Annotated in this window: 12 protein-coding genes; 4 read left to right on the top strand and 8 right to left on the bottom strand. The window is 48.2% G+C overall.

The genetic code is table 11. The features are described 5' to 3' along the window. Positions 1 to 202 precede the first annotated feature (202 nt). On the bottom strand, positions 203 to 529 hold the full coding sequence (gene trxA, locus QMG91_RS17810; RefSeq protein WP_004399141.1) for a thioredoxin TrxA: 327 nt from the start codon (positions 527 to 529) through the stop codon (positions 203 to 205). Between the two features lie 112 nt (positions 530 to 641). On the opposite strand from trxA, the gene rhlB reads away from it, so the two are divergent. Further along, on the top strand, positions 642 to 1,937 hold the full coding sequence (gene rhlB, locus QMG91_RS17815; RefSeq protein WP_022552114.1) for an ATP-dependent RNA helicase RhlB: 1,296 nt from the start codon (positions 642 to 644) through the stop codon (positions 1,935 to 1,937). 18 nt (positions 1,938 to 1,955) lie between these two features. Further along, the gene (gppA, locus tag QMG91_RS17820; protein WP_045966325.1) at positions 1,956 to 3,449 is read left to right on the top strand and encodes a guanosine-5'-triphosphate,3'-diphosphate diphosphatase; all 1,494 of its coding nucleotides are present in this window, start codon (positions 1,956 to 1,958) and stop codon (positions 3,447 to 3,449) included. Between the two features lie 70 nt (positions 3,450 to 3,519). Here the strand turns inward: gppA and QMG91_RS17825 are convergent, their stop codons facing one another. From QMG91_RS17825 to QMG91_RS17840, 4 genes are all read right to left on the bottom strand, one after another. Then, positions 3,520 to 4,500, bottom strand: a complete 981-nt coding sequence (locus QMG91_RS17825; protein WP_281828010.1) for a TauD/TfdA family dioxygenase — start codon at positions 4,498 to 4,500, stop codon at positions 3,520 to 3,522. Positions 4,501 to 4,776: 276 nt separating this feature from the next. Continuing rightward, positions 4,777 to 5,838 carry a TRAP transporter substrate-binding protein gene (locus QMG91_RS17830; RefSeq protein ID WP_022599043.1) on the bottom strand — a complete coding sequence of 354 codons (1,062 nt, stop codon included), beginning with the start codon at positions 5,836 to 5,838 and terminating at the stop codon, positions 4,777 to 4,779. A 139-nt stretch (positions 5,839 to 5,977) separates the two neighbouring features. Then, positions 5,978 to 7,267 (bottom strand): TRAP transporter large permease, encoded by a 1,290-nt coding sequence (locus QMG91_RS17835; RefSeq protein WP_281828013.1) that lies wholly within the window; start codon positions 7,265 to 7,267, stop codon positions 5,978 to 5,980. Positions 7,268 to 7,270: 3 nt separating this feature from the next. Then, positions 7,271 to 7,804 (bottom strand): TRAP transporter small permease, encoded by a 534-nt coding sequence (locus QMG91_RS17840; protein ID WP_004399151.1) that lies wholly within the window; start codon positions 7,802 to 7,804, stop codon positions 7,271 to 7,273. A gap of 340 nt (positions 7,805 to 8,144) precedes the next feature. On the opposite strand from QMG91_RS17840, the gene QMG91_RS17845 reads away from it, so the two are divergent. Together QMG91_RS17845 and QMG91_RS17850 are read left to right on the top strand one after the other, a co-directional pair. Then, the gene (locus QMG91_RS17845; protein WP_004399153.1) at positions 8,145 to 8,879 is read left to right on the top strand and encodes a GntR family transcriptional regulator; all 735 of its coding nucleotides are present in this window, start codon (positions 8,145 to 8,147) and stop codon (positions 8,877 to 8,879) included. A gap of 52 nt (positions 8,880 to 8,931) precedes the next feature. Then, positions 8,932 to 10,041, top strand: coding sequence for a Gfo/Idh/MocA family protein (locus tag QMG91_RS17850; protein ID WP_281828016.1), 1,110 nt, complete (start codon positions 8,932 to 8,934; stop codon positions 10,039 to 10,041). 259 nt (positions 10,042 to 10,300) lie between these two features. Here the strand turns inward: QMG91_RS17850 and QMG91_RS17855 are convergent, their stop codons facing one another. The 3 genes from QMG91_RS17855 to recQ all read right to left on the bottom strand — a co-directional run bounded on the left by QMG91_RS17855 (position 10,301) and on the right by recQ (position 13,539). Further along, positions 10,301 to 10,966, bottom strand: a complete 666-nt coding sequence (locus tag QMG91_RS17855; protein ID WP_022552122.1) for a 7-cyano-7-deazaguanine/7-aminomethyl-7-deazaguanine transporter — start codon at positions 10,964 to 10,966, stop codon at positions 10,301 to 10,303. A 430-nt stretch (positions 10,967 to 11,396) separates the two neighbouring features. After that, on the bottom strand, positions 11,397 to 11,708 hold the full coding sequence (locus QMG91_RS17860) for a DUF3630 family protein (protein WP_022599039.1): 312 nt from the start codon (positions 11,706 to 11,708) through the stop codon (positions 11,397 to 11,399). Next, complete coding sequence (gene recQ, locus QMG91_RS17865) at positions 11,701 to 13,539, bottom strand: ATP-dependent DNA helicase RecQ (RefSeq protein ID WP_022552124.1); 1,839 nt, start codon at positions 13,537 to 13,539, stop codon at positions 11,701 to 11,703. The genes QMG91_RS17860 and recQ overlap by 8 nt, the downstream gene beginning before the upstream one ends. Between the last annotated feature and the right edge of the window lie 73 nt (positions 13,540 to 13,612).

The raw sequence follows: 13,612 nt of genomic DNA on the forward strand, positions 1-13,612 counted from the left end.
AGTGGATACTTGTTTAGTCAAAATAGGATCTGTTGTGTTAGTTAGAGAGATTTGGTCACAGGATCGACCAAGAAATGAACATTTGTTTAATTAACGTGCGATAAACTAGCACTAAAATCAAGCCTAGTCTAGCCATTAGAAAAAATCAAAACCGTGCATCTGGACATAGAGCACGGTTTTATGACCTCGTTTGCACTCGCTATCAGATGTTAGCGTCTAGGAACTCTTTAAGCTGAGTCTTAGACAGTGCACCAACTTTGGTCGCAGCAACGTTGCCGTCTTTAAATAGCAGCAATGTTGGGATACCACGGATACCAAACTTAGGTGGTGTGTCCGCGTTTTGATCGATGTTTAGCTTGCCGATAGTGAGCTTGCCTTCATATTCTTCTGCGATTTCGTCAAGAATCGGCGCAATCATTTTACAAGGACCACACCATTCTGCCCAGAAATCAACCAGAACTGGACCTGCAGCTTTGATTACGTCGTCTTCAAAACCGTCATCAGTTAGCTGCAAAATCTTGTCACTCATCTTCCACTCCGTTGTGTTTTTCAGGAACTGGTTGGATGATAACCAGTAAATAGATGCCCTATTGGAATGTATTTACTTTCGTAATGCAAGCTTAAGCTGATATTCTATAGCCATGAAAAAGACGCATATCACAGAGCAAAAGTTCGCCGATTTGGATTTACATCCCCAAATCATTGATGGGCTTGAAAAAAAAGGGTTCGAGTATTGTACCCCTATTCAAGCCTTGGCGTTGCCGGTACTGCTCACCGGCCAAGACATTGCAGGCCAGGCCCAAACGGGTACTGGTAAAACCCTAGCGTTTCTTACTGCTACTTTTAACCACCTGCTGAGCACACCAGAACACGAAGGACGCAAACCATCTCAGCCACGCGCGATTGTTATGGCACCAACGCGTGAGCTGGCTATCCAGATTTTCAACGATGCCCAGCCTTTGATGGAATCGACAGGCATTAAAGCAGCATTGGCTTACGGCGGCGAAAGCTACGATAAGCAGCACGCTGTAATCGAGAAAGGCGTCGATATTCTGATCGGCACCACTGGACGCATCATCGACTTCTACAAGCAACGTGTCTTCAACCTGAACAACATTCAGGCGGTGGTATTGGATGAAGCCGACCGTATGTTCGACCTCGGCTTTATTAAAGACATCCGTTTCTTGTTCCGCCGTATGCCAGAGCCAAAAGATCGTCTGAACATGCTGTTCTCGGCGACTTTGTCTTATCGCGTTCAAGAGCTGGCGTTCGAGCACATGCACAACCCAGAGCATGTTGTGGTTGAACCAGAAAGAAAGACAGGTCACCGCATTCAGGAAGAACTTTTCTACCCTTCTAATGAAGACAAGATGACGCTTCTACAAACACTAATAGAAGAAGAATGGCCAGATCGCGCAATTGTATTTGCCAATACGAAATACAAGTGTGAAAACATCTGGGGGCACTTAGCAGCAGATGGTCACCGTGTTGGTCTTCTTACTGGTGACGTACCACAGAAGAAGCGTGAACGCATTCTGGAACAATTCACTCAAGGTCATGTTGATCTACTCGTTGCGACTGATGTCGCGGCACGTGGACTACACATTCCTCAAGTGACGCATGTATTCAACTACGACTTACCAGATGATTGCGAAGACTACGTACACCGCATTGGTCGTACGGGTCGTGCTGGCGCAAGTGGTCACTCAATTAGCTTTGCGTGTGAAGAATACGCGATCAACCTGACAGCGATCGAAGACTACATTGAGCACCCAATTCCGGTTTCCGATTACGATGCCAGCGCTTTGATCAGCGGCTTACCTGCGCCATTGCGTCTGCGTCACAAATCGCACCCACGTCGCACTAATACTGGTGGCAACAAGCCAGGCGGCAACCGCAAGCGTCACTCGCGCCCAAGAAACCAACGTCAGTCGTAAGGAACACTACAAATATTTATGAGTCAGTCAGCTACCTCGCCGCTCTACGCTGCTATCGACCTCGGGTCGAACAGTTTTCATATGCTCGTTGTGCGTCATATTGATGGCAGCGTTCAGACCATGGCCAAAATCAAACGTAAAGTACGTTTGGCCGCTGGGTTAAATAAGGAAAATGAACTTAGCGCTGAAGCTATGCAGCGAGGCTGGGACTGTCTCAGCTTATTTGCAGAAAGGCTGCAGGATATTCCGCCTGAAAACATCCGCATTGTCGGTACTGCGACGTTGCGTACCGCCACAAACGTGGATGTGTTTCTGAAAAGAGCCAATGAAATACTCGGCTACGAAATTGACGTCATCTCGGGTGAGGAAGAAGCCGCCACCATCTATAAAGGCGTGGCACACACGTCGGGTGGTTTAGGTAAACGCCTGGTTGTGGATATCGGTGGTGCCAGCACCGAGCTCATCATTGGTGAAGGCTTCGATGCCAAAGCCCTGACCAGCTTGAAAATGGGCTGTGTCACCTGGCTGGAGCAGCACTTTAAAGATCGTCAGCTTACGGCTACCAACTTCAGCACCGCAATTGAAGCGGCAAAGAATACACTCTCTCCAATTCTAGAGCAGTATAAAGACATTGGCTGGGATGTGTGTGTCGGTGCCAGCGGCACGGTGCAAGCGCTGCAGGAAATCATGCTGGCGCAAGGTATGGACGAAGTGATCACCCATGCCAAGCTAAAGCGGCTTCAGAAGCAAGCCATGCTGGCAGACCATCTTGAAGAACTGGATATTGATGGCTTAACGCTTGAGCGAGCTCTGGTTTTCCCTAGTGGTCTGTCTATCCTGATTGCCATTTTTGAGCTTCTGGAGATAGATTCCATGACTCTGGCAGGCGGCGCACTGCGTGAAGGTATGGTTTATGAAATGATGGCAGAAATGCGCCAGAATGATATTCGTGACCGTACCATTACATCACTTCAATCTCGCTACCAGCTGGATTCTGAGTACAGCGAACTGGTAGCCGAGTCCACCAGCCAGCTTCTTAGCCAGTGTGGTGGTGAAGCCTGGATTGCAGAGCCTCAGGCTCAATACCTGCTAACAACAGTGGCTAAGCTGCACGAAATCGGGTTAACCATTGATTACAAAACAGGCGGAGAGCATAGTGCGTACTTACTTCATAACCTTGATTTACCAGGTTATACACGCGCTCAAAAGCACCTGCTGGCAGAGCTCGCAAGGCGTTATCGTGAGCAATTGAGCTCCCTGCCAGAGCAGCACGCCCTGTCTGGTCAGAGTGCAAAACGCGTACTTCGTCTGCTGCGCTTGTCTGTACTGCTCACCCACCGTCGCTGTCGCAACCTTCAGCCACGCGTTACCCTCAATGCGGATGGTGACAGGCTGGAACTGTGTGTGGACAGCCAGTGGCTGGATGCAAATCCACTCACCAAAACTGAGCTTGAAATTGAAGCCAACCGCCAGTCTGATATGGGTTGGCCATTGAGTCTGAAAGCCTGTTAGTTATTTAACGAATACCAAATACCAGAAGACCTCGCATTGCGAGGTCTTCTTTTTTCATATCAAAGCCAGGTTACTTAATCGCTACTGACGCTAAGATGCGTCGCTTTCCGGTAAATGGCTGTCTGGCATGCAAGACCGTGTAGTTATTTACGAGAAGCACATCTCCGGCTTCCCAGCGGAAATTCACACACAACTCGTCCATAGCGGCTTTGGTCTCTTCCATGACTTCGGCGTCCATAAACTCACCCGAACCGGTGGTCACGGCTTTGGTTGATACATTCCGGCTGTCGTTCCAGCCGTCGTATACCGCAATCATGGAGTTAAAGAAAGTTTTTTCCTGCGTCTCTTCATCTAACCGAATGGCAGGTAACGTCGAAGTCTGAGTTTTCAGTACCCCACCGTCTTCCCACTGCCAAGTCATATTGTGTTCCCGAAGCTTAGCTTCACACTCTTCACGCGTCTGCACGTTGAAGGTCTCTTTCCAGGAACGACCTATGGGAGAAGAATTGTCGGTTTCTTCTGGCATGTAGCGTACGTAACGCACCCCCTCTTCTTCTATCTTTTGTGCAAACTCAGAATTTATCTCAAAGAATCTCTGACAGATTTCAGAAGAATGCAGAATCGAAGTTGCTCCGCCAGTTTCTGATGGGTAATCACAATAGAAGAAGATATAGCCCGGCGGGTTAGGCACTTGAGCCATTTCATGGTGAAACGGGATCTTTTCCGTTGCTGGCGCTTCATTGGCAGTCACAATTCGAGATTGCGTCACCTGAACACGAGGAGCCGCTCCACCAATGTATGGCATGTTTTCGTAGCTGGACTGGTTGAGCAGATCTTCAAATAAATCGGCATCTTTTACTGGAAAGCCACGCAGCAAAATAGCGCCATGTTCAATCAGTTTTTCATGGACGGCGTCCTTCACTTCTGCAAACCAATGAAGCATTGCACTAGGTTCGCTGGCCACCGTTGAGTCTGGCGGAGAGACAACCAAAGGAAATGCTCGTCCGTTCACCATTTTTTGTTCAGATATATTTCCGATATTTAGGGTCATCCCTTCCTCCAAACATGAATCAATAGTAAATGAATATTAAATCAACTTAACAGTCATTGATTAAAATGTAAATCAATTGTGAATGAATTTGCATCTCGGTCACGAATTCCATGCGACTGAACCTAACCAATCACAGGTTTGAATAGATGAAAGGGAACATAGAGCCCGGTGAGCAAGTCGCCCAGAGCATTCACAAATGGCATCAACCCAAGTCACGTCTAGCAACTGGGCTAAGCCAGAAAAACCTCTCCAACTCAATGGAGAGGTTGAGACCAATTATTTCAATTCGCTTGCGTAGGTATCCGCGATACGCTGTTCAGCGTTACCTGCCTCTGATACCAGCAGATTGTAGTATTTCTCGCCTTGCTTCACGTTCTTCGTGAACCATTGATAAACAGGCTGAGCTTTGGCTTTGAATTGGTCTTTTTCTGCCTGACTCGGTACGTACAACTTACCGCCAGCCTTAGCAAAGTCCTGATACGCTTTGATTGACTTACGCTTAGGTGAAGCGAAGGTCGCTTGTTGCAACGCATAGAACCCGTCAACAACGACTTTACGAAGGTCTTCTGGCATTTTGCTAAATTGCTGGTTGTTCATAAACCACAGGGCTGCCATGTAGGCATGACCATCCAGCGTGACGTATTTCAGCCCCGCTTCTGGGAACTTCATCCCCATGATGTCAGTGATGCCGTTTTTCGATCCTTCCACCACACCTGTCTGGAATGAGGTGTAAAGTTCTGGCCACGGGATAGGAGTCGGGCTGGCACCCAATGATTTAACCAGTTCTTGTGGCAGATCCGCGACGATGGTACGAATCTTCAATCCTTTAATGTCATTCGGTGATTTCACTTCGCGCTTAGTGTTGGCAAAGTTACGCCAGCCGCCTGTATTACCAATGGTCATCAAGCGAACTTTGTTGCCCGAGTCTTTCAGTATGTCCTTTCTCATCTCTTGCACAAACGACCCACTGAGCACCTCTTCGGCAACACGGTCATCCGACAGAATGTAAGGCAGGTCAAGCACCTGAACGTAAGGGAACATATTGGCGGTACCACCGGATGTGGATACGTAGATATCGATCGAACCATCTTCCAGCGCTTGGACACATTCCGTACCATTGCCGCATAGCTGGGTACCAATGAACAGATCGACCGAGATTTTTCCGTTAGAGCGGGACTCAACAAAGTCTTTAAATACGACCAGCCCATCATAGTCTTCGTCGTTTTCGTTCGAGTTTGCAACAGCCCTCAGACGAAAGTCCGCAGCCTGTACCGCCGAAATCGATGAAGCAAGAACCAGAGCAGCAAGACTGTTCACTATTGCTTTAGCAAATTTCATAATCTCTTATCCTTTTGACTTATTTCACTTTCCTGTTTTTGGTAAGCACTGAGTTTATTGTTATCCCCGTCCTCAATGACCTACCCTTTTGACCTTGCGGTCGGTTATCGCAGCCACCCCAGTCGGGCTGACTGCAAATCTAATGCACAAGCCCCAGCAACTTTGGAATCGTCATTGATACTGACGGGAAGAAGGTGATCAGGAAAATCACCAGAATCTCTACCGCCAGAAACGGAAGAATGCCTTTAGCGATGGATTCCACCCGCTCCCCTGACACGCTGGATGCAACGAATAGCACCAGCCCCATCGGCGGCGTCGCCAAGCCAACGGTCAGGTTGACACTCATGATGATGGCGAAATGCACTGGATCGATACCAATAGAGATAAAGATAGGCGCTAATATGGGACCTAAAATGATGATGGCAGGACCTGCGTCGAGGAACATCCCGACGATAAAAAGAAGAATATTGATGGCAAACAGTAAGATAAGTGGGTTTTCACTGACACTCAACACCCAACCTGCCAGATCTTCTGCCGCATGCGATAAGCTCACGACTGTCTTAAACGCTAAGGCAGATCCAACCAACAGTAATACCACGGCTGAAGACGACGCCGAGCGAGCGAAGATTTCCGGCAACTCGCTGGTTTTGATGGTTTTCATCATGAACAGGCTTAGGAATAGCGCATACCCCACGGCAATGGCAGACGCTTCGGTAGGCGTGAAAATCCCCCCCACTATGCCACCCAGAATAATCACTGGTGTCAGCAACGGAAGAATCGCCGCTCTGGTTGCCTGCCCACGTTCAGGCCAGGTAGCTTTCTGACTGGCAACGGGAAAGTCGTGCTTTTTCGCCATTAAGGAAGTCACACCCATCAGTGCCAGCCCAATCAAAATCCCCGGAACAATACCAGCGGCAAACAAGGCAGCAACCGATACCTCCATGGTATAGGCGTAGATGATCATGATGCCAGATGGCGGAATGATAGGACCGATAACAGAACTTGCAGCGGTAATTGCAGCGGCAAAACGCCGAGAGTAACCGTTCTTCTCCATGGCAGGAATCAGCATTGAACCCAGCGCCGATGTGTCGGCTACGGCCGAACCTGACAAACCAGCAAATAGCATGCTCGACATGATATTCACGTGCGCCAGACCACCACGTACATGCCCGATAAAGGCTTGCGAGAAGTTGACCAGCTGGAGGGTGATACCGCCACGGTTCATCAGCTCACCTGCCAGCATAAAGAATGGGATGGCCATCAATGGGAAGGAATCGATCCCGTTATAGATGTTGCGAAACAGCAAGGGCAGGTCGCGATCCATATCCAAAGCCAGCATCATGGCTCCCGGCGCAAATAGCGTCGCAAAAAAGACAGGCAGCCCAACCAACAGGAGAATCAAGAATAAAGGTAAAAATAGAACGAGCATCGGTTACCCCCTTGCCGCTTCAGTTTCAGAACTTGCGACATTTACACCGAGCAAGTTTTTCAGAATCAGTTCCACATTCACCATCAGCATGGTGATGAAACAAACGGGCATGGCGAGGTATATCCAGGCGCGGGAGAGTTGGAAAGACGCTGCGCGAGTGCGAAACCCACGGTCAAAGAATTCCAGCCCCAGAGTAGAGAGCTTGAAGAGCACCAGAGCAGATATCACCAAAAGCGTAAGCTTGAGAAACTGCGCCAGACGCTGGGGGATAAAGTCATGGAGCATTTCAATCGCAACAAACCCACCCGTACGGTAGGCACCTGCTGCAACCAGCGCCATCATCCAGATCATCAATGCTCTGGCTACCTCTTCCGGCCAGGGCAAAGCATTAGACAAAACGTATCGGCAAAAGACTTGCAGTAATATCGTCGCGACCATCGCGAATACTAACACCCAGGCGATTTGCCGACCCACCCAGATCATACGGTTGTTGACAGCTTCCAGAAGTCGCAAGCTTCCATGCAACACCTTCATCATTGACTTTCTCCAGTGATAATCCGTTATCAGCAAGAAGCAATATCAGCGCTTACTGATACCGAGCGATTCCAAAGGGTCTGGAAAATGAAATTTCAGCAATGTTGAGCAGTGCTTTCCAAATACTTCACACCTTTAGTTAAAATTGCTTTTAACTGCTGGTATTTAGCTTCCCAGTCCGAATAAAATCACTTTCATTCACAATTCATTTATTTTTTTAGTTTGCAAGATTACCCTAGCAGTGTATTCTCTAGATGTAAATCAAATGTAAATGAATTGATGCAAAAATACGTATCTGTTTTAATTCAAACTAGTTACAAACTGCGGATAATTCGAGAAAAAAATGACCATTGATTTTCAATCCAAGAGCGGACAAGGCAAACAGAAGAAGCGGCCTAAGTATGTGCAGGTCAGCGAACTGCTGATCCGCGAAATTAACGCGGGGCACTGGCGCGCTGGTGAACGGCTGCCTGTAGAGGCGGAATTGGCTGTCGAGCTTAAAGTCGCAGTAGGCACTTTGCGAAAGGCTCTGGCTCTGCTGGAACAAGATGGACTGTTAGAACGCCGGCAAGGCAGCGGCACCTATGTGAAGAGCCCGCCTAAAGAAGCCGTGTATCAACTGTTTCGTCTAGAGTTACTGGAAGGAGGCGGCACTCCGCATGCCAATACACTGTCGGTACGTAAAGAACGGAACGAAGACGTGGCACAGCACTTCAAAGCACCAGTAACCGCAGAATTCTGGCGAATTGAGCGCCAACGCTTTTTGAACAACACGGTGATCGCGGCTGAAGAGATGTGGATTCGTGCCGAACATGCTGAATCACTAGGTGCTGATGAGCTGGACGAATCTTTGTATCGCCATTACCGGGAGCACTTTGGTTTTTGGATCAGCCGGGTAGAAGACAGAATCAATGTAAAAGTCGCAGACCACTGGGCAGCTCAGATTTTAGATGTTCCGGCTCAGACATCCGTAGGCTGGATAGAGAGAATCAGCTGGTCTGACGATGAAAAGGTCGAAGAGTACTCCAGAACCTGGTTTAACCCTGAGACCTGTCATTACGTATCACGAATGTCTTAGGATTCCTCCTGAGACATCTCCCTCAGGGAACAGATAATCATAAGGAGATGACATGGCAATTCGGTACGCCATCATAGGATGTGGCATGATGGGACAGGAGCACATCCGTAATATTCAGTTGCTGCCCGATGCATCGATAACCGCGGTATATGAACCCGACGGGGGTATGAGGGATAAGATTCATCAGCTCGACGCCAGCATTGAATTTGAATCCAGTATCGAAAACCTGCTGAATCGCAAAGACCTCGACGCGATACTTATTGCCAGCCCGAACCATTGTCATGCTGACCAACTGGTGCAAGTGTTCAAAAGCACCGCCTTACCTATTCTGGTCGAGAAACCGATCATTACTTCTCTGGACGATGCCGATCGCGTTCGAAAAGCCGCTCATCATCACCCGGCTCCCGTTTGGGTGGCGATGGAATATCGCTATATGCCACCTATCACCAAGCTGCTCGATCTGGTTAAAGAGAACAGTACGGGGAAAATTAGCCAGCTCAGCATTCGGGAACATCGTTTCCCATTTCTGGAAAAAGTCGGCGACTGGAACCGCTTCAATCGAAATACCGGCGGGACACTGGTTGAAAAGTGTTGTCACTTCTTCGATTTAATGCGACTGCAAACCCAAAGTGAAGCGGTACGTGTTTACGCTTCTGGCAGCCAGCACACCAATCATGTCGAGGAGCGCTACCAAGGTGAAGCCCCTGATATCCTCGATAATGCGTATGTAGTGGTCGACTTTGCTAACGGGCAACGCGCTATGCTGGAGCTGTGTATGTTTGCTGAAGGGTCCCGGTATCAGGAAGAAATCTCTGTGGTAGGCAGTTCAGGTAAAGTCGAAGCCTTTGTGCCCGGTCCTACCCGGTTCTGGAATACCGAATTGGGCGAGCCACCCACACCAAAAGTTGTCCTCTCACCCAGAAACCCGACCGGACCTGTTGAGATGGATATCCCCGTTGACCCAGAGCTTTTAGAAGCAGGCGATCACAATGGCTCGACCTTCTACCAGCATCAGAAGTTTCATCAAGCCATCACTGAAGGCACAAAGGTTGAAGTCACTGTGGAAGACGGGCTGAAAGCCGTGGTGATTGGTTTAGCGGCGCAAGCTTCTATTGAGCAGGGAAAAGTCATCCATATTCTGGATGATGGCTGGTCTTTTTAGGCTGGGTTAACTGCCAAACCACCACAAAACAGCGATCAGAAATAGCAGACAGCCCAATTCACGCCTTAGAAAGTGAATAGCAAGGAGAATAACTAGTAGCTCAATCATCGATATTCCTGCCTATTGAGTTCACGTAAGAACAAAAGACAAAGGCTATCGGATATTGAGATTTGAAAATCCTAATTAGCTGAACACAAGGTGTTAGTTGTTCATCTCATCGATACAAAAAAGGAGCCTCTCGGCTCCTTTTCTATTTTGTTTACGCTTGCTGTGCTTTTAAATCCGGTTTTGCCAGAGTGAGCTTTTTCACCAGATAGTTAAGTAACACACCGTACATAGGCACGAACAGACCCAAACTGATCACCAGCTTGAAGCCGTAATCCACCAGCGCGATTTCCGTCCAGTGCTCTGCCATAAATGCGTCTGTGCTTTGGTAAAAAGCAATGGAGAAAAACGCTAGCGTGTCGAGAGCATTACCGATCAAAGTGGAACATGTCGGTGCGACCCACCATGCTTTCAACTGACGAAGACGGTTGAACACGTGCACATCCAGAATCTGACCCAGTAAGTACGCCATAAAGCTGGCAATTGCAATTCTCGCCACAAACAGATTGAACTCTGAAAGCTGACCAAAGCCCTGGAATTGACCTTCAAAAAATAAAACCGACAACACGTAAGAGACCGCTAATGCAGGCAACATTACGTAGAAGATGATTTTACGTGCCATTGCCGCACCAAAGATACGAACAGTTAGATCAGTGGCAAGAAAGATGAACGGAAATGTGAATGCGCCCCAAGTGGTATGAAAACCAAAAATGGTGAACGGCAACTGAACCAGATAGTTGCTGGATGCAATGATAATTAGGTGGAATAGAACCAAAAAAGAAAGGGCGTTGCGCTGCTGCGCAGGAGTAAAGTGACTCATACTGTACCTTTTTCGTTTTATTTGGGGGCGAGGGAACCCAAATTAAAGCATTCGCTTCATAACCAATGTTATACCAATCGTAGTAAGTAATTGCTCATTCTAGCTTGTTAAAACACTCGATAACTACGTTAAAAAATTTGACTGTAGAATAACTACTTATTGAAATTTTTTGCCTTGTTCTCAAGCGTTTTTCCTGCGCTATCTCTGAACACCTACTTACTGTGATTGGTATTAATCTGAATCTGCAAAATACCTTAAAGAAGGCAATGCCTCATCAGTGTTCAGGGTCGTGGATTATACGCCATTCTAATGATGGCGCAACAGGTCGTTTTTTAGGCAATCGTTTAGCCTGATAGAAAATTGGCAGAATCCGCCTATATAGATGTTTCATGTGAAACAACAGGTTGGAAAGAATAGAATGAATGGGAGGTCAGATGGCGTCGAAGCCTGTTTCAAAGAGCCCGGCAAGGTAGTCCAGCTCTTCTCGGTTTTCATCTTTATTCAGCACTTCTAACCAAACCGATTCGCTGTAATGTTCCGATTTCAGGAACAATTGGCAGCCTTCAAAGTCTATCAGCCATGAGTGAATGTCTGCGTCCCATTGCTTTTCAACCACGGTGGCAGATAAGGTCTTCACCAGCTTGTCACCCAATTCTGGAAAGCTGTCATAATCAAACCGAGGCGTAGTCAAAATGATGCGCCCTTCTTCCCTTTGGTATTCCATCAGTCCGTAATCAGCCATTGTGGGTAATGTGCTCCTGAATTAGATCGAGAAATGGATCGGCGTATTTCTCCAGCTTGCGCTGTCCGACCCCATTTACTGCCAGCATCTCGCCGTAAGAGGTGGGCAAGATGTCCGCCATATCAATAAGTGTGGCATCACTGAACACCACATACGGAGGTAAGCCGTCTTCATCCGCAATGGATTTGCGAAGTTTACGTAACTTGGCAAACAGCTTTTTGTCGTAGTGTTTGTTGATAAGCTTGTCGGACTTGGCGCTTTTAGCCGCCGTATCTAACCTCGGAACCGCCAGTTCCAGCGGCTGTTCACCACGCAATACCGGACGCGCTTCCTCGGTGAGCTGCAAGGTTGAATTTCGCGTGATATTTTGGGTTAGTAGCCCTTTATGAATGAGCTGGCGAATGATACTCACCCAGTAATCGTGGCTGTGCTCGCGACCAATACCATAGGTCGACAGCTTGTCGTGACCATTTTCTCGCACTCGGATGTTCTGCATTCCGCGAAGGACTTCCACCACGTAGCCCATGCCGAAGCTTTGGTTAACCCGGTAAACGCAAGACAACGCTTTTTGCGCCGCTTCCATTCCATCGAAGTGTTTGGGTGGGTCAAGGCAGATATCACAGTTACCGCAAGGCTTCTCGCTGTACTCACCGAAGTAGTTCAGCAATACCTGGCGACGACAGGTCTGCGCTTCGGCAAATGCACTCATGGCATTGAGCTTATGGGCTTCGACCTGCTTTTGCGGTCCGTCATCTTTTTCATCCAACATTCGGCGCAGCCAGCTAATGTCAGCTGGGTCGTAAAGCATCATGGCTTCAGCAGGTAAGCCATCGCGCCCTGCTCTGCCAGTTTCCTGATAATAGGATTCGATGTTTCGCGGAATATCGAAGTGCAGCACGAAGCGAACGTTGGGTTTATTGATGCCCATCCCGAATGCCACGGTTGCCACAACGACCTGAATGTCGTCTTTCTGGAATGCATCTTGTACGTAGGCGCGCTCATCCGCATCCATACCTGCATGGTAACCTGCGGCACGAATATGATTGTTGCATAGCTTTTCCGTCAGCATTTCTACTTTCTTGCGGCTGCCGCAGTAGATAACGCCACACTGCCCTTGCTGAGTCGCAAGAAAGCGAATGACCTGAGAAACCGGTTTGTGTTTTTCCACCAGGTTATAGCGGATATTCGGGCGGTCAAAACTGCCTAAGTATTCTAGAGGCTCTTCAAGGTGAAGGCGGGAGACGATGTCTTTTCGCGTCGCTTCATCGGCAGTCGCCGTAAGTGCCATGATGGGCGCATAAGGAAAGCGCTGTTTCAGTTCGCCTAACGCGGCGTATTCACGGCGAAAGTCATGACCCCATTGGGAAATACAATGTGCCTCATCCACTGCGATCATCGATAACCTGAGGTGTTCAAGCCTTTCCATGAAGTCGCGAGTCAAAACGCGCTCTGGCGAAACATAGACCAACTTCAACTGACCGGCATTCATGCGATTGTAGACTTTGATCAGTTCATCGCGTTCCATGGTGGAATTGATGCACTCAGCGGCAACGCCATTGGCTTTTAGCTGGTCGACCTGATCTTTCATCAGAGAAATCAGAGGGGAAACCACAAGGGTCACGCCTTCTTTGACCAGAGCAGGAATCTGATAACAAAGCGACTTACCACCACCCGTAGGCATGATGACTAAGCTGTCTTTGCCTTCTAATGAAGACTGAATCACCTCTTCCTGACCGACTCGGAAAGACTGGTAGCCAAAGACCTCATTCAATACCTTGACGGCATCATCAATTTTGGGCTCGGCAGGCTGAACTGTAGCGGAGTCGGACATTCGATTCTCTGAAGGACAATATAGCAAGATGCAAAGCCGGATATTGTAGAGTGCTTTCCCTGTTAATTAAACT

It is taken from the genome of Vibrio nigripulchritudo (genome assembly GCF_027924785.1).
GTDB lineage: Bacteria > Pseudomonadota > Gammaproteobacteria > Enterobacterales > Vibrionaceae > Vibrio > Vibrio nigripulchritudo.